This is a genomic window from Treponema denticola (assembly GCF_024181645.1).
Taxonomy (GTDB): Bacteria; Spirochaetota; Spirochaetia; order Treponematales; family Treponemataceae; genus Treponema_B; species Treponema_B denticola_A.
In genome coordinates, this window is record NZ_CP058624.1 from 865,138 (window position 1) to 885,459 (window position 20,322).

Here is a 20,322-nt window from a genome sequence, read left to right on the forward strand (position 1 = left end):
TTTGGAGGTACGATAAACAGCTCGGCAGGAATTCAGCCTCACTGTTTATCTTCGAGTTTGCCGTAAACGGCAAACATCGTTTATCGTATGCGGTTTGTAAACAAACCGCTTGAAAAAACTTTTTTCGGAAACTAATGTTTCCTGCAAAAAGTTTTTAGAGAGGAATGTTATGTATAATTTTGAATTTGAAGTGCCGGTTAAAATTTTATTCGGTAAGGGCAGTATTGAGAACCTCGTACCTGAGATTCTCAAATACGGAAAAAGAGTTCTCCTATGTTACGGAGGCGGAAGTATTAAAAGAATGGGGCTTTATGATACAATCATTAAAAAACTGGATCAAGCCGGAATCTTTTATAAGGAGCTTTCCGGTATTTCGCCAAATCCCCGCATTGAAGAAGTGGAAGAGGGAATAAAGATAGTCCGTGAACACAAGCTGGATTTTATTCTACCTGTCGGAGGTGGAAGCACCATCGACTGCTCTAAGGCTGTTTCTGCCGGTGTAAATTATGCAGGAAGTGCATGGGACTTGATTACGGGCAAGGCCGAAATTAAAGATGTATTACCGATAGGAACGGTACTTACTCTTTCTGCTACCGGTTCCGAGATGAACTGCGGGGCCGTTATTTCAAACCTTAAAACGAAGGAAAAGCTGGGCTTCGGAGCTCCGCCCCTTCTTCCGAAATTTTCGGTTCTTGATCCCGAATACACCTATTCCGTTCCTAAAAATCAGACAGCCGCAGGTACGGCCGATATTATGAGCCACACCTTCGAGTGTTATTTTAGCCTAAATGACGGGGCATATCTTCAAGACAGGTTTGCAGAAAGTATCTTAAAAACCTGTATCGAATACGGACCCTTGGCTATTAAAAATCCCGAAAACTATGAAGCCCGCTCCAACCTTATGTGGGCAGGTACATGGGCTATAAACGGTCTTTTAAGTGACGGTAAAAAAACGGCTTGGTCTGTTCATCCTATGGAGCACGAGCTGAGTGCTTTTTATGACATCACTCACGGAGTGGGGCTTGCTATTTTAACTCCTCATTGGCTGAGGCATTGCTTAAACGATAAAACCGTTAAAAAGATTGCAGATTACGGTATAAATGTTTGGGGCCTTCCAAGAGGAGAAGAAGTTTATAAAACGGCCGAAAAGGCAATCGAGTGTACTTCGGACTTTTTTAAATCTCTAGGCATTCCGATGACATTGAGGGAAGCGGGAATAGGCGAGGAGCATTTAAAAGAAATGGCTGAAGCCGCTGTTGCTCACCGAGGTAAAAACGGAGTTATCTACGGCTTTCAAGAACTTCGAGCCGATGATGTTTATGCAATCTTTAAGGCAGCTCTTTAAGTAAAATATGAGCGATGATTTTGAGGTAGTGCGTCCCGAAGAACAGGCCGGGGACGAAAAGGACAGAGCTCTTCGTCCCCGCTCTCTTGTCGACTTTCAGGGGCAGACAAAGGCAAAAGAAAATCTTTCCGTTTTTATAAAGGCTGCCCGCGAAAGGGGAGAAAGCTTAGATCATCTTTTTTTGATAGGCCCGCCGGGCTTGGGAAAAACAACTCTTGCCCAAATTACGGCCAACGAGCTCGGTGTCGATTTTAAGGTTACGGGGGCTCCCGCCCTAGATAAGCCCAAGGATCTGGCAGGTATTCTTACTACCTTGACGGAACACTCCGTATTCTTTATAGACGAGATTCACCGTTTAAAGCCGGCCATTGAAGAGATGCTTTATATCGCAATGGAAGACTATGAACTTGACTGGATAATAGGGCAGGGGCCGGGAGCCAGAACCGTGCGTATTCCGATTCCGCCTTTTACCCTTGTCGGAGCAACCACAAGAGCCGGTATGGTCTCAAGTCCCCTTATAAGCCGCTTCGGTATTGTGCAGCGTTTTGAATTTTACAGCCATGAGGAGCTTGCCTCAATTATAAGCCGCTCCGCTTCAATCCTCGAAATAGAAATAGAAAAGAAGGCTGCCCTTGCCTTAGCCCGCTGTTCCCGCGGAACTCCAAGGGTTGCAAACCGCTTATTGCGGCGTATGAGGGACTTTGCCCAAGTTGCCGGCAAAAGCTCGATTGACGAGATGACGGTTGCCGCAGGCCTAAAGCAGCTAAACATCGACGGCCTCGGCCTTGAAACCTATGACAGGCAGATACTCCGATCCATTATCGAAAATTACTCGGGCGGCCCCGTCGGCGCCGAAACCCTTGCAATTTCTATAGGAGAGTCTCAGGATACCTTAGAGGACTATTATGAGCCCTACCTTATCCAGTCCGGCCTCCTCCAGCGCACTCCCCGCGGCCGCATGGTTACGCTTAAAGCATATGAACACCTCGGCTTAAATCCGCCTAAACTAGGGGATGGGCAAGACGGCCTCTTCGATTAGGGAATAGGCCAGGCTTTTCGATTAAGGGAGATAACCCGCCTCAATCATAATCCGCTTTATTCGGCGGGCATCATAATATTTTTTGACCATTCGGGTTTTTTATCTTCTAATTCGCCGTAATTATATACAAGGCCTTTCCATGTTTTATCGGTATATAGGTCGTTTGAAGGTTGTAGAAATTCATAATAACTGAAGCAATATCCTACGGCAATTCTTTTTCCGCCTTGGGCATCGTTTAATGGAACATATATTCTGTAGGGAATTCCCGTACCGACTTGAAGACTTACTGAACCGATTTTAAAGACATCAGCTATCAGTGCCATTTTTAGTTCATCCTTATCATCAACATAGCCGTGTGTAAATTCCAGAACCAATTTTGCCAGCTCGTTTGCTATCGTAGGAATCCAGCGTATGTCTTGCAATGATATGTTTTTATTTTGAATTTCATTTTCGGTTATTGAAGCTGCTTTATTGCATATGGCAGCAAAAGATTCTATTCTCTCTATAGAAGCCGGTCTTATCAGTTTATACTGTTTGACTATCGAAGCAAAATACCTGATCGATAAAGCTGCATTTTTCCAAAAAGGCAGGTTAGGTTCTATGTAATGAATCGGTTCAGGTATCGGCTTTGTTCTAAAAGTCGGCCTTTCAATTCCGTCCCCTCCGCATTCGGCTGCACATCCCATTACCGCATATAAAATTGTATCATGTCTAAGTTCTGCCCAAGTTCCATGTGCCGAAAGCAGGGCTTTTTTATTCCATGCTTCGCTTTCGGTAAAGTAAAAACCGGATCCTTTTTCAAAACGAGCCTGTACTGCAATTTCATTTAGTACGGTTGAATAATATGTTTGTCCGAATTTTTTTTCCGGTTCAGTCATAAGATCGTTTTGAAGCCGTGTTAAATTTTCTTTTAAGCCCGGATATTTTTCATATTCAGATGAGGCCAAAATTTTATCGGCAGCTTTAGACCCTAAAACTTTCATAACATCCAAGCCTGATGGTATAAAGCGGTCTTCGACATTTGGAGAAGTTGCCTTTTCCTGTATATAAGAATCGAAAACAAATCTTTGCCCGAAAAGTTTCCATGACATTGCCGACGAATTCATAAAAGGTTTCTTCAAATTTTGTTCGGCCCTATTTCTAAATTCCATCAGATTATCTTCATTTGATACCCATGTGTTAAAATCTTCTATGTTGTAATTTCTCCAAAAAGGTATGAGGTCATAAAAAGAAAGATCATCGCTTAAACCTACTATATCGCTTATGGGGTTATAAATATCCGACCAAATTGTAAATATTGTTTGGTTCGATTTTGTTATTTCCGCAATTAAAAGACCTATAGCCTGCATTTCGGAAACCGCTTCAAAATTTTTACCGGATATGTTTTTTATATTTGTCATCGGAAAATCGATGGAAGAAAACCATAGCATTGTTCTAAAATAAGTTGATAGAATTCCGTTTTTTGTATAATGGCCCCGAACAATATAGCGGCTGTAATCTTGAATTATTGCTTTCCCGTTTTCAAAAGTAAATACAGGCGATGATGAAGTTCCGGCTGCGTTTAATATCAGCTCAACTTCTTCTTGAACAGCTTTAGGATATTTTTTTAAGATTTTATTTTTGTCGGTTCCTTCATAAGCGTACACTTGTGAGCTTGGAGAATATTCGTTTTCTTTTTTTATGGGTGCTGTTTCAAGTAAGGCCTTAGCCGTTTGAAAATAAAGAATGGCCTTTGTCTTTGTTTCTTCGGGCGCCGTTATAAAATTTTCCGTGTTTACTTTTTCCAGTTCCTTTAAAAAAATATCGGTCAAGTCTTTTAATCTGACTATAAAAATTTGTTCTTCAATATCTTGCATAGCCTTATCGAATATTAAGTGCTTAGAATGAGATATAAGGTCTGTCGTAATAAATATGGGTGTCTTCTCGTTATTGGGAGATATTTTGTTCCGCAAATTTACGCCGTAATTTTGATACAGGGATATCATATCATCGGGGGTTTCCGTGCCAAGATAGTACTCATTTTTGCTTACTTTTTGGAAAATCAGTTTGTCTTTGATTAGAGTTTCTTGTTGCTCTTCGGAAAGGTATTTATAACCGGTAATCGGGTAAAAACTGTCAAAAACTCCGTTTGTTTTGTATAAGAGAGCCGTAATCTTGTTTTGTTCAGGATCTGCATCCAAGCCTTCCAAGTCGGATCCGAAAACCATTCCTTCTTTTCCTAACCAAGTTGTGGTGTAAAACCAATTTTGATTTTCTTCAAAATGGAAAAGACTTGTTCCGTGTTCGGTTTTGTCTTCATTTTCGATCGGCTTTTCATCAATGGCAAGGATAGTGCCGAACGGGATTAAAGTTCCTTTTTTTAATTTGTTTAAATCGGCATCGGTTTTTAAAGAAATCTTAGGATAAAAATAGCAAACATCGCTCCCTACTACTGCCGTTCTTTTTGCTTTTACATATTGGTCGGGTACGGCCTTAAAAGTCATGCTTTCGTTTAAATATTTTTTATGGGCCGATGGAAAGGGTTGTTCCGTTTCAAAATATATATTCATTGGGGGATTATGTCTTATTTCATAATCGGAGTTGTATATGATGGCGGGAGTATTTTCGTTTTCGGGCGCTTCTTCATCCGTTTTAGTTGAAGACCTATCTTCTTTGGCGGTTTCGCTTAAGTTTACGGATTTCGTAATTTCATCGGCAGACTCATTTTTTTCGGATGGAGATTTTTTACATGAAATAGAAATACTTATAAGAATAATAATCAAAAAAATACATTTAAAAAAAATAGCTTGTCTTTTCATACTTATGAGTCTAGCAAAAGACTTTTAATATGTCAATATAAAAACTATTCCGAATATTCAATCATCCACATCTTATGTATTTTTTGATTTCTAAAGTCTTCGGGGATTGAGACCTTTGTTATGTCTTTTATCCTTATCTTTTGTTTGGAAGAATTGATAAGCTCTGCTTCATCGAATTTTATTTTTTGGGAATTGGTAGAAAAATAAAGTTTTCCGTTTTTTGCCAGCACTTTTAGACAGAGGAGGCAGAGGTTTAGCCAATCTCTGTTTACATCAAAAATATCCGCACTTTTTGAATTTGAAAATGTAGGAGGATCGCAGATAATTAAATCCCATTTTTTTTGTTCTTCGATTGCTTTTTTTAAAAAAAGGATTACATCGCTTTTTATAAGCCGGTTTTTTTCTTCATCGCCGAGCTTGTTTAATTTTAAATTTTCTTTTGCCCAATTTAGATAGGTATTTGAAAGGTCTACCGAATCAACTGAGGCGGCTCCGCCCTTTGCCGCATGAACCGAAAAACTTCCCGTGTATGAAAATAGGTTTAAAACTTTTTTATTTTTTGCTTCTTTAAAAACCATGGAACGGGCAGGGCGGTGATCCAAAAAAAGGCCTGAATCAAGATAGTCTTCTACATTTATGTAGAAAAAACATTCTCCTTCTTTTATCCTTATAAGATTTTTACTTGAGCCTGACTTTTCGTATTGGCTTTTTCCTTTTTGTTTTTCACGCAATTTTATAAAAATTCTTTCTTTAGGTATTAAAAGGCTTGAGGATGCCGCTTCTTCAATTTCTAAAAGCCATTCCCTTTCTTCTTCTTGGGATTTTTCGTAAGGCCTTTTGTAAAGATAGATAAGCAAAAAGGCTCTTTTTTCCGTTTCGTCTGTTTCGGCAAAATAGATGTCTACTGCAAGAGGAATTTCAGGTATATCCTTGTCATACAATCTGTAAGCAAAAACACCTTCCCGTTTTGCCCACTTTGACAAATGTTTAAATCTTTTTTGAAGGCGGTTTTTAAAAAGCTCCGCCTGATATTGATTTTTTTGCATCTTATTTTTTGATATTTATCATAACGCCGAGCATTGCATAACCAGAGCTTAAATCTTCTTTTTGGACTATAACATTATCGGGCACGGTGATTTTGATATTTGTAAAATTCCAAATTGCCTTGATTCCGGCTTTTACGATGGCGTTTGCGGCTTCTTGAGCATATTTTGAAGGAACCGTCAAAATAGCGATTTCGGGCTTATATTCTTTAGCTTTTTTTTCCAATTCATCCATTCCAAACACAGGAAGATCATGAATTTCTTTTCCTATTTTTCTTTTGTCTGAATCAAAGGCGGCACAAATGACCAGCCCATGTTCTTTAAAACCTTGGTAGCCTGAAAGAGCTGTCCCTAAACTTCCGGCCCCTATTACAAAGGCTCTTTTTTCTTTATTCCAGCCTAAAAATTTTTCGATGGCCGTTATCAGTAATTTGACGGGATAACCTTTTTTGGGCTTACCTACAATTCCTGTAATTGTCAGATCCTTCCTTACCTGAATAGGTTCAAGTTCCAATTCTTCGGCAATGACCGTTCCCGATATATATTCCAGCTTATCGGCTTCAGCTTTTTTTACAAGTTGAAGATAAGAAGGCAGCCTCCGCACAGATGGAGCTGCCGGTACTTTTTGTTTTGCCATAGCATCCTTCTCAAAATAAAAGTATTTATGCTATGATATTACATTCAAATACTTATCAATGTCAAGGAAGTCCGTAGAAAGACTTGCAGATGATTTTAAATTATCCGGTAAAAAATGGGGCATTAGTCTTGACAAGCTCTCTATTTTGTAATATTATTGATTCTATACTATTTTATTTAAGGAGAGCCGGAATGCCTTGCGGAAAAAAACGAAAACGAAAGAAGATGTCGACGCATAAACGAAAGAAGAAGCTTAGAAAGAATCGACATAAGAACAAGAAATAAATTGGGAGGGTATACCCCTAATTGTTCAAATATCTATAGCTTTCGGTTAAACGGAAGGGGGGCTCAGCTTTGAAGCCCCTTTTTTTTAGATTTGAGCGGAATATAATGACAAAAAACAGCTTATTAAGTAAAATAAAAGGCCCCGAGGATATAAAGCTCCTTTCTTATGATGAACTTAAAGACCTCGCTGTGGAAATACGAAAAGAAATTCTCACTGTAGTAGGCCATAACGGCGGTCACCTTGCAAGTAATTTGGGTGTAATAGAGCTTACGCTTGCGATTCACAGGGTCTTTTCAAGTCCCCATGATGCTATTGTCTGGGATGTCGGTCATCAGTCATATACGCATAAAATGATAACAGGTAGGCAATCCCGCTTTTCTACCTTACGCCTTTGGGAAGGCCTTTCCGGTTTTCCAAAAAGAGAAGAAAGTGTTCACGATGCCTTTAATACCGGCCATGCTTCAACTTCAATTTCTGCAGCCCTAGGTATTCTTGAAGGAAAAAGATTAAACAAGGATTCCGGAAAGGTTATAGCCGTTATAGGTGACGGTGCTATGACCGGCGGAATGGCATTTGAAGCTCTTTCCAATGCAGGAGAATTAAAAAAAGATTTAATAGTTATAATAAACGACAATAAAATGTCCATAAGCAAAAATACGGGAGCTTTTTCCGAGTACTTGAGCCGCCTTACGGTTCATGAAGGCTACCAGCGTTTTAAGTACCTCTTTGATAAGGCTGTGGGCTCAATCCCCCTTGTGGGAAACAAACTTAATTCCATAATTTGGCGTTTAAAAAGAGGAATGAAGGGAATATTCTACAAGAATAATATCTTTGTGGATTTCGGTTTTGAATATGTCGGCCCCATAAACGGCCACAATATGAGAGAAATTGAAAAGGTTTTAAAAAACGTAAAAAAATTAAACAGCCCCGTTGTAATGCTTGTAGAAACCATAAAGGGTAAGGGCTATCCCTTGGCGGAAATAAATCCTGCTGCCTTTCATGGGATAGGGCCCTTTAACATTTCCGATGGAAAGGTAGAAAAAAAAGATGCGATTACCTTTACGCAAGCCTTCGGAAAGGCTTTGGTAAAAGAAGCCGAAAAGAATTCGAAAATTGCAGCTATAACGGCAGCAATGGAATCGGGGACAGGCCTTTCTCTATTTCATAGCAAATTTCCTGAAAGATTTTTTGATGTAGGTATTGCCGAAAGCCATGCCGTTACCTTTGCAGCAGGCCTCGCTTCAGCCGGAATTAAGCCTGTTACGGCAATTTACAGTACCTTTTTACAACGCTCAATCGACCAGATTATACATGACACTTCAATACAAAATTTGCCCGTGATTTTTGCTATAGACCGTGCAGGCCCCGTTCCGGCCGACGGAGAAACCCATCAGGGGCTTTTTGACATAGCCCTGCTGCGTCCTGTCCCCAATATGACAATTCTTTGTCCTGCATCTGAAAAAGAGTTGGACCTAATGCTTTCTTGGGCTCTTATGCAGGATAATCCTATAGCAATAAGGTATCCTAAGGCCGACTGTCCGAAAGAAATCCCCGAATTTTCTCAAAGTATAGAAAAAGGACGGGGTGTACTTATAAAGAATTCCGATAAGAGCCGCATTTTAATAACCTGTACCGGAGGAATGTACAATGAAGTTAAAGAGGCTTCTGCAATTCTTGCTCATAAGGGCCTTTTTACGGATATCTATAATGTGAGATTTGCAAAGCCTATAGACGAAAGCTATTTTTTAAACATTACAAAAGACTACTCATACATTCTTTTTGTAGAAGACGGTATGAAGATAGGCAGTCTAAGCTCATATTTGGAATCCCTTGTTTTAAGGTCTGGAAGCAACAAGACCGGGTTTCAAAATAAAAAAACTGCGGTATTGGCTTTTGAAGATATGTTCTTCCCCCATGGTACCCGCTCCGAAATTTTTAAGGGTGCAGGTGTATCGGCTGAACACATAGTACAAGCAGCAGAGCTGCTTTTTACCGAAACTCATACCGTTTCGGCTTCTACCTCTATTCCGGTAAAGGAGAATTAGGATATGGAATTTATTAGAAACATTACGGCTTTTTATTCTTCATATCTAAGGCCCGTTTTTGATGTGCTTTTACTCGCTTTTTTGATGTATAAGGCTTATCAAATTTTATTAAAAACTCAGGCAATTCAGCTTATAAAGGGTGCAATGTCTATATTGGTCATTTATGCTGTTGCCATGATTTTTAATCTTAAAACTCTTTTATGGATTTTAAATACCTTGGGACCGGGTCTTGTTATAGGCGTAGCCATCGTATTTCAGCCCGAACTTCGTAAAATATTTTTAAAGATAGGACAGAGCAACTGGCTCAGAACCGGAAAGCACTCAAACCACAGCCATATCGACTCGGTTGTTACTGCTGCCGAAATCTTATCCGATAAAAGGCGGGGAATGTTGGTAGTTTTTATGCGCCGGAATAATTTAAAGGATATTATCGATACAGGAACAAAGCTTAACGCAGGGCTTTCATCCAGCCTCTTGGTTACGATTTTCGGGCATGATACCCCTCTTCATGACGGAGCTGCCATTGTGCAAAACGGAATGGTAATTTCTGCCGGCTGCTTTCTTCCTCTTTCGGAACAGCAGGATATAAGAAAGAGCTTTGGAACCCGTCATAGGGCGGCAATAGGTGTTTCCGAAGAAACGGATGCAGTAGTTCTTGTTGTATCCGAAGAAACAGGAGCCTTGAGTCTTGCCTATGATTCCCATCTTTATTACGATTTAAGTGCGGATGAAGTTGTAGCCCAGCTTGAGCAGCTTTTGGAAATAAAAAAATATTTTGCTCAAGAAGAATCTTTGGATTTAGCGGAGGCCTTACAAGATGAAAATTAGAAAAATATTTGACCGTTTAGCGGAAAACTGGCTTGCAAAGGTTATAAGTTTTGCCCTTGCCATAGTTTTGGTACAGTTATATAAGGGCAGCCTTTTAGAAAAAAAATATTTTTATGCTCCTCTTGTTATAGAAAATTCGGGAGATCTGGTTCCGGCTGTGAATATTCCGAGACTGGTTAAAGTTTCGGTTTGGGGAGATTCAACCGTAATAGCCCCGATTATGGAAGAGCATATAACGGCTTACATGGATTTGTCAGCAATCAGCGATCCCGGAGAGTACCGCATCCCCATACAGGCTAAACTAAAGGGCTTTGCGTCTGATGTTACGGATTTTGAGGTTGAAGTTGACCCTTCCGATATAAAATTAACTCTTGAGGAGAGTTTATCTAAGAGGGTTAATGTCCGCTTAAATCTGGGTGGCGTTCCGGCAGAAAATTATGAGGTTTATGAAAGAGATGTGGATCCTGCTACAGTAGAAATAAAGGGCCCTCACTCTGCCGTTTCTCAAATTGAAGAAATGCTGACAAACAGTGTACAAATAGATAACCGCAAAACGGGATTTTCAGGCTATGTAGATATATTTGCGTCTAATCCTCTTGTTTCCGTGATAGGAACTTCCAGAATTGCCTATTCGATTAAGATACGGGAAATAGTAAGTGTTCAAACCTATGGCGAAGTTAATTTATATTTTGATAATTTAGATGAAAGATTTGAGATTGTTTCAGATGTATCTGCCGGTAATGTAACAGTCAGAGGTGCTAAATCCGTAATTTCATCATGGGCTCCGCCTGAAAATGTTTTGAGGGTAAACTGCAGCAATATAACAAAGCCCGGCGTGTACAGCTTGCCGGTTCAAGCCGTCATTCCTGGAAAGCTTTCTCTTATAGATGCAAATCCTAAAAATATTCAGTTTGAAGTCAAGATAAAAGAAGCAAAGCCTTCCGAATAAGATGATACTCGGTCTCGGTATAGATATAGTTGAAGTTTCCCGTCTCGAAAAATGGCTGAATGATAAAAAGCTCCTTGAAAGGTTTTTTAATAAAGAAGAACTTGAATATGTGCTTTCCAAGGGAGATGGTGCAGTCCGGTCCTTGGCTGTCCGCTTTGCGGCAAAAGAGGCTTTTGGAAAGGCCCTTGGAACAGGCCTCACCGGTATAGAGTTAAAAGATATAGCCGTTGTAAACGATAAAACGGGCCGGCCTTTTTTAAAACTTTCCGGCACAGCTCTTCAAGCCTTAAAAGAAAAGGGCGGGGCCGATATTCATCTTTCACTAACTCACGAAAAAACAACCGCCGCCGCCGTTGTTATAATCGAAGGGTGATTGGTAATAAATAGCGGGCAATAAACTATAATTTTTCAATTTCTGCTTCGGGAAGGCCTGTCATCAGCAAAATCTCAGAAATTGGATAACCTCGCTTTTTCATAAGTTTAGCTGTTTCTATACTTTTGTCATAAGCTCCCTTATATCTGGCGTCCATTTCAAAAGTAGACATTAATCTGTATTCTTGCCTTGCTTGTTCGTTTTCTTTTATTGTTTGTATCATAGCTTCTATCTCCCTCGTAAATTCATTTTTTGCCTTACCTGTTTTAAGATATTCTAAAAATTCTTTTAAATCCTTATCTTCTGTACTTTTAAAAGCCTCCGAATTTATTATAACCTCTGAAAGGGGAAGGGACAACCCCCCGTTCAGAGCGGTGGTTTTTCCCTTCCCCTTTAACCCTTTCTCTTTTCCTCGCGCTGCCAAAGGTCTTGCAGTCCTTTGGAATCCCGCATTATTACAAAGTTTCTGGCCAATCCGTTGGTTGAGTTAGGAAATAAAGATTCTGAGCGAAATTTAAAGGTTGTTTACGCAAAGATACTTAGTTATAGGATAAGATGTTCAAAGTCCGCCATGGATGTCGGCAGATAAACAGTGAGGCTGAACTCCTGCCGAACTGTTTATCATACCTCCCCATTATATTTGTAAGATTTATTTGAAAAAAATAGTAAATTAATAAAAAAATCTTCGCGATCTTTGCGTCCCTTGCGGTTAAATAAAAAAAAATGCTCAAAATTTCTTCAAAAGATTGTAATATTTAATGAACTGTGATATACTGTGCTATAATGAAGGAAATGTATACCGATAGCAGATACAAAAATTCTCACAAAAAAAGTGCAAAAATTTTTGCAAAAGCACCGTGCAAAGCACTTGACATAAAACCGCGATCGGCACAAAATTCACAGCTTCACAGCTTCACAGCTTCACAGCTTCACAGCTTCACAGCTTCACAGCTTCACAGCTTCACAGCTTCACAGCTTCACAGCTTCACAGCTTCACAGCTTCACAGCTGAGAGCTTCCTGTGTCCAAATAAAACAATCACCCACAACCAAATTTTCTCACATAAAAAAGTATGTTCTACAGATTGGAACAATTCACCAAAAACAAAATCTTATTGGGGTTTCCAAAGGGGTGTCCCCTTTGGCAGCGCGGGAAAAAGAGGGGGTCATAGGGGGAGAGAAAACCCTGCTCTGAACGGGGTGTTCTCTCCCCCTAAAAGAGGAGTTAACTTATGAAAAAACTTTTAAAGATTTTAACTATGGTTGCGGCAGTGTTGACAACTGCCGTATTATTTACAACTTGTAAACAGTTTTTGGATGACCCTGAAGATTTTTTAAGCTATTGGGCTGCGGAAGTTGTCCCTACAGGTTATGATATTGATATTGCTAAGCCTTACCTAATAAGTAATGATGGTGTGATATGTGTGCCGTCGAATAATTATTTGTTGTCGGATGGTTCTGTAACGGTTACGATTTACTTGCGAAATCCTAAAAAATTCAGCCTAGTTATGCCTTCTTCTACATCCTCGGCATTAGATGTGCAAAAAATTATCCGTTTTCCTGGATTTGATGCAGATCATCAGCCTAAATACAGTGCAGACAATGATTATACATTAGAGCAAACACCGGATAAGCAGGCACTGAAGCTTAAATATAAATCGTCCTTTTTGAAGAAGCACGAATGGGGAACTGCCGACATAGGCCCCGAAATTACACTCAAGTCAACAGACGGCAGACAATTCAATAAGAAGTTTAGTTTGAACCTAAAGGTGAACACAGCTCCTTCTTTTGACTACAAGGGCGTGGGGAAAACATATGCAGGAGGAAAATGGTACTATGTGCTTATATTCCAAGCAAAGAACATGGAACAATCGGCAACAGCAGGGCATTATGTACATGAAGACATAGAAAAGCTGCACATCGTAAAACAAGATGAATCCGCAGCTCATTACACCGTATCCAATATAGATTTTCCCAATAAAAAAATTAACTGGACGGACAGCTACAAGTTCTTATCCGGTGCAACTCAGTTGGCCGCAGAGGACTGTGAGGGTACACCGCCCCCACTCCCTACAGGTGACTGGCTCATATATTTTAAAACGGATGTCGAGGTTTCTACTTCATCTGCGTTAAAAACATACGAGGCATGGCTCAGCGATAAGGCGGGCCTCCTTTCAAATAAAGTTCAGGGCAGCACTTGTATAAGAAAGATCGGAGATATAGAGGTACTGTCAACTCCTCCTCACTCAAGCGGAACCGGTTCATTCTCAGATCGATACAAGATAAACTGTGACGGGGACGGTGTGCAATTGGAAGTATGGTGCCAAACCCCAGATGAAGATGTAAATATTTTATATTGGATTTGGAAAGAAAATCCTACTACTCAGTTAATAAAAAGCGGAGAAGAAACGGCAAGTCCGAATAACCATCTAAAAACTATACGGCTTTCTGCACCCGCCGACATAGGAGACACAATAAGGTATAAAGTAAAGTTTAATGCAAAAAAGACGCCGGGCTTTGGCGATAACGAAAGATTCGTCTACTACGAGCTGAAACGGAAAGTGGGTTCGGTAATTGACGGCAACGAACCTAACGCATGGGCTAAGCTAAAATATGCCGTCGAATACGAAAATGAACCTGAGATTACCATAAAAAACACAATAAAAGCGCAAAACAGCAGCATAACCATAGGCGTACAAACCATAAAGAATTACGAACAAATAAATGTGGGCCGAGAGGTTAAAATAAAGGGTTTTGATGCAAATGCAGTTATTAATGCCGATTCTAAATGCCGCATCTTTAATGTGGCAAACAATAAAAAGCTTACGCTTGAAAAACTGAAACTTACAGGCGGAAGGGCTCTGGGATCAGACGATGCAGCCAACTCAGGCGGCGGCATATACGCCGGCTCAGGCACAACCATTACTATGACCGGCTGCACTTTTGACGGCAATGTTGCCTCATATGACACGAACACGGGATCATCCGGCTTAGGCGGTGCCGTTTATGCAGTTCAGGCGGCGAATGTTATCATAAAAAACTGTATTTTTGATAAAAACATGATCTTAACCAATGGTGTCCACGGCGTGCACGATGGGGAAACTGGTAAAGGCGGTGCCGTCTGCATGGTTAGCACGGCGAATGTTACCATAGAAGGCTGCACCTTTACGGGCAACAAGGCTAAGGACGGCAGCGGTGTCTGCGCATTTAAACCAAGTAATGTTACCATAACAAAGTGCATCTTTAAGAACAACATAAACGCACTCAAAGGCACAGCCGGCTACGGTGGTGCCGTCTGTGCACTTGATGGTGCTAATGTTATCATAACAGACTGCACCCTTACCGGCAACAAGGCGAAGTACGGCGGTGCCGTCGCTGCAATAAAGAATGACGGTTCTACCAATCCCTCCTACATAACAATCAAAGGCGGAATCATCGGCGGCACGGGAGATGAAGATGCAAACATAGCAAAGGGAAGCAGCTACGGCGGCGGTATCTATGTCGGCGAGGGCTGCAACTTGACACTGAAAAAAAAATCCGATGGAAGGCCCGTACAGATTATAGGTAATATGGCAGACCACGGCGGCGGCCTGTATGCTGAAAAAGCAACCGTTATAATGACCGGATGTATATTTAAGGGCAACAAGGAGGAGTTACCTAATAACCCTAGTTATGTAAGCCAAATGGAAGGCGGTGCCATTTGTGCATACGGCTCAACTGTTACCATAAATGACTGTACCTTTAGGGGCAACAAGGCGGTTTTCGGCGGCGCAATCTACGCAAGTAAGCTCAAGCCTAGTCAAGCTCTTTCCACTAATAACCCTGCCTCCTACATAACAATCAAAGGCGGAATCATCGGCGGTACGGAGCCAAATGATGCAAACAAAGCGGACAACCTTAAAGACAGCGGCTTTGGCGGCGGTATCTATGTCGGTGGTGATTGCTCCCTGACACTGCAAGATTTTACGGCAATAAAGAGTGTGAAAATTTTAGGCAACACGGCAAGAATGTTAGGCAACGGCATATATGTAGGAAGAAACGGAAAACTAAATATGCAAGGCGGTACACAAGTTAACGAAAACAACGATGTGTATTTGGGCTTGTCCAGTAATATATACCTTTCCGGTGAGTTGACCACAAGCGGTACAGCGGCACTCATTACGCCTGATGTCTACGATTCCTCCGTGCAAGTGCTTGACGGCAGTATAATAACGGGTACACCGCAAAACTACAAAAAGTTTAAGGTAACGCCGAAAGATGGTATTCCTTGGTATGTCGCCTCAACTGGTTTTTTGACGACTGTTGAGCCTTAACGGGCTGCAGTGGGTGGGTAGCCTACCTACATAAGGGTAGACTGTCCACTCACATAAGGGTAGGCACTCCACTCGCATAAGTATAGGCCGCCTACCTACATAAGTATAGGCGGCCTATCTGCATAAGTATAGGCAGCCTATCTGCATATAGAAAAAGATTTTTGTAATCGATGCATAAAAAAAACTTTGCGGTCTTTGTGCTCGTTGCGGTTAAATTAAAAAACTTGGAATTACATTTCCCTCTTCTCTTTTTTCTTAAATTTTGATACATTATAAGGTATATGTTAGATTCTATAATTAAAATTCTTTTCGGTTCAAAGCATGAGCGGGATATTAAGGCCATGCTTCCGATTTTACACAAGATAAACGAAAAAGAGGCTTGGGCTCTTTCTCTTTCCGAGGAGGAGTTTAAGGCAAAAACAAATGAGTTTAGGGAACGCTATCAAAAAGGGGAATCCTTGGATTCTTTTATCCCCGAAGCCTTTGCCCTTGCACGGGAAGCTGCCAGACGTATCTTGGGAGAGCGTCCCTACGATGTTCAGATTTTAGGCTCCCTTGTTCTCCATTCCGGTAAGATTGTTGAAATGAAAACGGGTGAAGGTAAGACCCTTATGAGCGTTGCCGCCGCCTACTTAAACAGCCTTACGGGGAAGGGTGTTCATATTGTAACTGTAAACGATTACCTTGCAGAACGGGATGCCGATTGGATGAGACCCGTTTATTCTTATCTGGGTGTAAGTGTCGGTGTCATTCTTTCCAATATGGAAAACGATGCCCGCCGTATAGAATATAACTGCGATATAACCTACGGTACCAATAACGAGTTCGGCTTTGATTACCTCCGCGACAATATGCAGATGAGGCTCAAGGACAAGACCCAAAGAGAATTTTCTTTTGCAATAGTAGACGAAATCGACTCTATCTTGATAGATGAGGCTAGAACTCCTTTGATTATTTCGGGGGCTGCCGAAGACGATACAATGCGCTTTTTTGAAGTTGACCGCCTCATAGGTCAATTAAAAGAAGTCGAAAAAAATCCCGAGACTGGCGAATATCCGAATGAGCTTGAGGGAGAAGAAGTTATCGGAGACTATACGATAGACGAAAAGAGCAAGAGAGTTTCTTTTACCGATTCAGGTATGCTCCACATTCAGGATATCCTTCAAAGGCAGGGACTTATCAAAAGCGGAAACCTCTTTGATGAAGAAAACTTTGAATATATTCACTATTTTACCCAATCGGTAAGGGCTCATGTTCTTTTCCATATTGATGTGGACTATGTTATTCAGGACGGTCAGGTACAGATAGTAGACGAGTTCACAGGCCGTGTTTTAGAGGGCCGCCGTTATTCGGACGGGCTCCATCAGGCTATTGAAGCTAAGGAGCATATTAAAATCGCTCAAAGGAACAGAACCCTTGCAACCATTACCTTCCAAAACTTTTTTAGAATGTACGATAAACTTTCCGGCATGACCGGTACGGCAGATACGGAAGCCGTAGAGTTTACAAAGATTTATAACTTGGATGTTGTCGTTATCCCGACAAACCTCCCCGTTGCCCGAAAAGATGAACACGATGTAATCTACCTAAACGAAAACGATAAATTTGAAGCCCTTTGTACCGAAATAAGCGAGGCTTATAAGAGGGGTCAGCCCGTCCTCGTAGGTACGGTTTCTATCGAAAAATCCGAGCTTATTTCAAAACTTTTAACAAAGAGAGGTGTAAGACACGAGGTTTTAAACGCTAAAAATCACGAGAGGGAAGCTCTTATAATTGCAGAAGCCGGAGCAAAGGGTTCCGTTACCATAGCCACCAATATGGCGGGACGAGGTACGGATATTAAGCTGGGAGGAAGTCCCGAAATGAGGGCTAAAAAACGCACGGGCACAAATCCTAATCCCGATTATTATGAAAAAGTTCTTGCCGAAGAATATGCAAAATGGCAAAGCGACTATAATGAGGTAAAAGAACTAGGAGGCCTTTATGTAATAGGTACGGAGCGTCATGAAAGCCGCCGAATCGATAATCAGCTTCGAGGCCGTTCAGGCCGTCAAGGAGATCCGGGACGCTCCAAATTCTTCCTTTCCCTCGATGATGACCTGATGAGGCTTTTCGGAGGCGAAAACTTAAAAAATGTTATGTCCAAGATAGGAATGAGGGCAGGGGAGCCCATCGAGCACCCTTGGATAAACAAGAGCATCGAAAAGGCTCAGACAAAGGTAGAAAACCGCAACTTCGATATTCGAAAACATTTGTTGGAATATGACGATGTACTGAACGAACAGCGCTCCTTTATCTATGAGCAGCGAAATGCAATCCTTGCAGACGAAAATCTTATCGAGCGTATTTACGCAACCCTCGAAGAATTTATAAGCGAAAAATTCGATGAGTATAGTTCAAGCTCAAAGGCCGAAAAAGAAGAAAGAGCCCGTCTTATAAAAGATATCTTTAGAGAAAAGTTTGCCTATACTCTGACCGAAGAAGATTTTGCAAACATCGATAAAAAGAATCATGAAGAAGAGATAAACGAATTTGTAGAGCATTTTACAAAGGAGCTTAAAGAAAAAGAAGCTCTTGCAGGTAAAGAAAACCTAAACATGTTTATCCGCTATCAATACTTGCAGGCTATCGACAAAAAATGGCTCGACCATCTTGAAAATTTGGAGTCCTTGCGCGAAGCCGTTTATCTTCGCTCCTACGGACAAAAAAATCCTTTAACCGAATACAAACTTGAAGGCTTCGATATTTTTTATTCCATGCTTGACGATATAAGAATCGAAATAGCCTCCCGTCTTGTCCGTGTTCAAATCAGCACGGAAGAAGAAGCCCATGCTTCACGCCAAATGCGTTCCATTCAGGGAAATGCTCAGCACAACTCAATGGGAAGTTTTTCGGGTGCAGGTCAGGGAATGGGACCCACAGCCCTTTCTTCACGAAGCCGTCCTGAAAATGCTCAGGTTGTGCGTACCGTTCCCAAGGTCGGAAGAAACGATCCATGTCCCTGCGGCAGCGGAAAAAAATACAAACACTGCTGCGGAAAAAACGGGTGATGATATGGATTTTTCAAGAAAGCTGCCTATAGGCGTTCAAAGTTTTGAGGTTATGCGGAATGATAAGTTCATGTACGTAGATAAGACGGAATATGTATTCCGCCTTGCTCATTCAAACCGCATTTACTTTTTAAGCCGTCCGCGCCGCTTCGGGAAAAGCCTTTTTCTTTCTACGCTAAAAAATTATTTTTTAGGAAAAAAAGAGCTTTTTAAGGGGCTTTATATCGAGTCAGCCGAAGAAAAAAGAGCAATTTCTGAAGGCTCTGAACCATGGATTGAATATCCTGTTCTTTATTTGGATTTTAATACGGGAAACTACCGGAATGAAGAAGAATTATATATCGGTATAAATCTGAATTTGTGCCGATGGGAAGATATTTATGGACGATTGGAGGCTGAACAGAGTCTTGCAACCCGTTTTGAAGGGATAATACGCCGTGCATATCAAAAGACCGGAAGACAGGTTGTACTCCTAGTTGATGAATATGACAAGCCTCTTTTACAGACTATAGGACAGGATCAGGTTCTTAGCGATAAATACCGCAATATGCTTAAAGCCTTTTACTCCGTATTAAAAACTTGTGATCAATATATAAGATTTGCCTTTTTAACGGGTGTTACAAAATTCAGTAAGGTAAGTATTTTCAGTGATTTAAATAATCTACAGGATTTAAGTCTCTTAAAAGAATACGATACTATATGCGGTATAAGCCAGAAAGAGCTTGAAACTTATTTTGCACCCGAAATAAAAATTTTAAGCGAAACTGAGGATCTGAAATATGAGGAGTGTTTATCTCTTTTAAAAAAACGTTATGACGGATATTGTTTTAGTGCCAACGGCAATACGGTTTATAATCCCTTTAGTATTTTGAGTGTTTTTTCTGCAAAGGAGCTTAAAAACTTTTGGTTTACTACGGGAACTCCCACATTTTTGGTAGATTATTTAAAAGATGCCTATTATAATATTCCCGATTTAGACGGAAATATTGAAATGACAGAAACAGGTCTTGATGCCTACAGGGTAGAAACAGGAGCCCCCATACCGATTCTTTTTCAGACCGGATATTTGACTATTAAGGAATATATCCGCAGCGGAGGAATTTATCGATTGGGCTTTCCAAATGATGAAGTGCGTTACGCTTTTTTGGAAAATCTTATTCCCGCTTATACTTCTTTAGGCCTTGATGAAGCCGGTGTCTCCGTTTGGCGTTTTGCTGAAGATATATGCAAGGGCAATGTTGAAAGTTTTATGGAAAGACTGCGTGCTATATTGGCAGGAGTTCCTTATGATAACTTGTCTGCCGATAAAACTTCTTTACGTGAACAAAACTATCAGACGGCCGTCTACCTTATATTCAAGCTGATGGGACAATTTGTATTGACCGAAATTCATTGCTCAAGGGGAAGGGCTGATTGCATTGTAGAAACAAAGGATACGGTTTATATCTTTGAGTTTAAGTTGAGTGCTGCCGGAAAGGTTAATGATGCCCTTACTCAAATACGGGAAAAAGGCTATGCAGAGCCTTATGCAGCAAGCGGTAAAAAAATAAAACTTATCGGCTGCGAATTTGATGAAGGCCGGAGGACTATCGGTAATTGGCTGATGGAAGAATTTTAAT

General features: G+C 40.8%; 14 protein-coding genes. 10 read left to right on the forward strand and 4 right to left on the reverse strand.

Annotated elements, in window-relative coordinates:
- Window positions 1-169: 169 nt before the first annotated feature.
- Window positions 170-1,345, forward strand: a complete 1,176-nt coding sequence (locus tag HO345_RS03995; protein WP_253684039.1) for an iron-containing alcohol dehydrogenase — start codon at window positions 170-172, stop codon at window positions 1,343-1,345.
- A gap of 7 nt (window positions 1,346-1,352) precedes the next feature.
- Complete coding sequence (gene ruvB, locus HO345_RS04000; RefSeq protein WP_253684041.1) at window positions 1,353-2,384, forward strand: Holliday junction branch migration DNA helicase RuvB; 1,032 nt, start codon at window positions 1,353-1,355, stop codon at window positions 2,382-2,384.
- Window positions 2,385-2,440: 56 nt separating this feature from the next.
- Here the strand turns inward: ruvB and HO345_RS04005 are convergent, their stop codons facing one another.
- From HO345_RS04005 to HO345_RS04015, 3 genes are read right to left on the reverse strand one after another with little or no spacing between them, the layout of a single operon-like run.
- Window positions 2,441-5,182 carry a DUF3160 domain-containing protein gene (locus tag HO345_RS04005; RefSeq protein WP_253684043.1) on the reverse strand — a complete coding sequence of 914 codons (2,742 nt, stop codon included), beginning with the start codon at window positions 5,180-5,182 and terminating at the stop codon, window positions 2,441-2,443.
- A 44-nt stretch (window positions 5,183-5,226) separates the two neighbouring features.
- On the reverse strand, window positions 5,227-6,228 hold the full coding sequence (locus tag HO345_RS04010; RefSeq protein ID WP_253684045.1) for a class I SAM-dependent methyltransferase: 1,002 nt from the start codon (window positions 6,226-6,228) through the stop codon (window positions 5,227-5,229).
- Between the two features lies 1 nt (window position 6,229).
- On the reverse strand, window positions 6,230-6,862 hold the full coding sequence (locus HO345_RS04015) for a redox-sensing transcriptional repressor Rex (RefSeq protein WP_253684046.1): 633 nt from the start codon (window positions 6,860-6,862) through the stop codon (window positions 6,230-6,232).
- A 389-nt stretch (window positions 6,863-7,251) separates the two neighbouring features.
- Between HO345_RS04015 and dxs the strand changes: the two genes are divergently transcribed.
- From dxs to HO345_RS04035, 4 genes are read left to right on the forward strand one after another with little or no spacing between them, the layout of a single operon-like run.
- Window positions 7,252-9,192 (forward strand): 1-deoxy-D-xylulose-5-phosphate synthase, encoded by a 1,941-nt coding sequence (gene dxs / locus HO345_RS04020; RefSeq protein WP_253684587.1) that lies wholly within the window; start codon window positions 7,252-7,254, stop codon window positions 9,190-9,192.
- 3 nt (window positions 9,193-9,195) lie between these two features.
- The gene (gene cdaA, locus HO345_RS04025) at window positions 9,196-10,020 is read left to right on the forward strand and encodes a diadenylate cyclase CdaA (RefSeq protein WP_253684048.1); all 825 of its coding nucleotides are present in this window, start codon (window positions 9,196-9,198) and stop codon (window positions 10,018-10,020) included.
- Window positions 10,010-10,969 carry a CdaR family protein gene (locus HO345_RS04030; protein WP_253684050.1) on the forward strand — a complete coding sequence of 320 codons (960 nt, stop codon included), beginning with the start codon at window positions 10,010-10,012 and terminating at the stop codon, window positions 10,967-10,969. The genes cdaA and HO345_RS04030 overlap by 11 nt, the downstream gene beginning before the upstream one ends.
- A gap of 1 nt (window position 10,970) precedes the next feature.
- The gene (locus tag HO345_RS04035; protein WP_253684052.1) at window positions 10,971-11,342 is read left to right on the forward strand and encodes a holo-ACP synthase; all 372 of its coding nucleotides are present in this window, start codon (window positions 10,971-10,973) and stop codon (window positions 11,340-11,342) included.
- Between the two features lie 25 nt (window positions 11,343-11,367).
- Here HO345_RS04035 and HO345_RS04040 read toward each other — a convergent pair whose 3' ends face one another.
- On the reverse strand, window positions 11,368-11,766 hold the full coding sequence (locus HO345_RS04040; protein WP_253684054.1) for a hypothetical protein: 399 nt from the start codon (window positions 11,764-11,766) through the stop codon (window positions 11,368-11,370).
- Window positions 11,767-12,125: 359 nt separating this feature from the next.
- Here HO345_RS04040 and HO345_RS04045 point away from each other — a divergent pair, with 359 nt between their 5' ends.
- The 4 genes from HO345_RS04045 (at window position 12,126) to HO345_RS04060 (ending at window position 20,321) form a co-directional block, all read left to right on the forward strand.
- The gene (locus tag HO345_RS04045) at window positions 12,126-12,353 is read left to right on the forward strand and encodes a hypothetical protein (RefSeq protein ID WP_253684056.1); all 228 of its coding nucleotides are present in this window, start codon (window positions 12,126-12,128) and stop codon (window positions 12,351-12,353) included.
- 219 nt (window positions 12,354-12,572) lie between these two features.
- Window positions 12,573-15,653 carry a right-handed parallel beta-helix repeat-containing protein gene (locus tag HO345_RS04050; protein WP_253684057.1) on the forward strand — a complete coding sequence of 1,027 codons (3,081 nt, stop codon included), beginning with the start codon at window positions 12,573-12,575 and terminating at the stop codon, window positions 15,651-15,653.
- Window positions 15,654-15,934: 281 nt separating this feature from the next.
- The gene (gene secA / locus HO345_RS04055; RefSeq protein ID WP_253684059.1) at window positions 15,935-18,703 is read left to right on the forward strand and encodes a preprotein translocase subunit SecA; all 2,769 of its coding nucleotides are present in this window, start codon (window positions 15,935-15,937) and stop codon (window positions 18,701-18,703) included.
- 4 nt (window positions 18,704-18,707) lie between these two features.
- On the forward strand, window positions 18,708-20,321 hold the full coding sequence (locus HO345_RS04060) for an ATP-binding protein (RefSeq protein WP_253684061.1): 1,614 nt from the start codon (window positions 18,708-18,710) through the stop codon (window positions 20,319-20,321).
- The last annotated feature ends 1 nt before the right edge of the window (window position 20,322 follow it).

Bases quoted from the DNA above. Each gene is read 5' to 3' on its own strand.
- ruvB (WP_253684041.1), top strand. From the start codon at position 1,353: ATGAGCGATGATTTTGAGGTAGTGCGTCCCGAAGAACAGGCCGGGGAC.
- HO345_RS03995 (WP_253684039.1), top strand. From the start codon at position 170: ATGTATAATTTTGAATTTGAAGTGCCGGTTAAAATTTTATTCGGTAAG.
- HO345_RS04060 (WP_253684061.1), top strand. From the start codon at position 18,708: ATGGATTTTTCAAGAAAGCTGCCTATAGGCGTTCAAAGTTTTGAGGTT.
- HO345_RS04015 (WP_253684046.1), bottom strand. From the start codon at position 6,862: ATGGCAAAACAAAAAGTACCGGCAGCTCCATCTGTGCGGAGGCTGCCT.
- HO345_RS04050 (WP_253684057.1), top strand. From the start codon at position 12,573: ATGAAAAAACTTTTAAAGATTTTAACTATGGTTGCGGCAGTGTTGACA.
- cdaA (WP_253684048.1), top strand. From the start codon at position 9,196: ATGGAATTTATTAGAAACATTACGGCTTTTTATTCTTCATATCTAAGG.
- HO345_RS04045 (WP_253684056.1), top strand. From the start codon at position 12,126: ATGAAGGAAATGTATACCGATAGCAGATACAAAAATTCTCACAAAAAA.
- dxs (WP_253684587.1), top strand. From the start codon at position 7,252: ATGACAAAAAACAGCTTATTAAGTAAAATAAAAGGCCCCGAGGATATA.
- HO345_RS04005 (WP_253684043.1), bottom strand. From the start codon at position 5,182: ATGAAAAGACAAGCTATTTTTTTTAAATGTATTTTTTTGATTATTATT.
- HO345_RS04035 (WP_253684052.1), top strand. From the start codon at position 10,971: ATGATACTCGGTCTCGGTATAGATATAGTTGAAGTTTCCCGTCTCGAA.
- HO345_RS04010 (WP_253684045.1), bottom strand. From the start codon at position 6,228: ATGCAAAAAAATCAATATCAGGCGGAGCTTTTTAAAAACCGCCTTCAA.
- HO345_RS04030 (WP_253684050.1), top strand. From the start codon at position 10,010: ATGAAAATTAGAAAAATATTTGACCGTTTAGCGGAAAACTGGCTTGCA.
- secA (WP_253684059.1), top strand. From the start codon at position 15,935: ATGTTAGATTCTATAATTAAAATTCTTTTCGGTTCAAAGCATGAGCGG.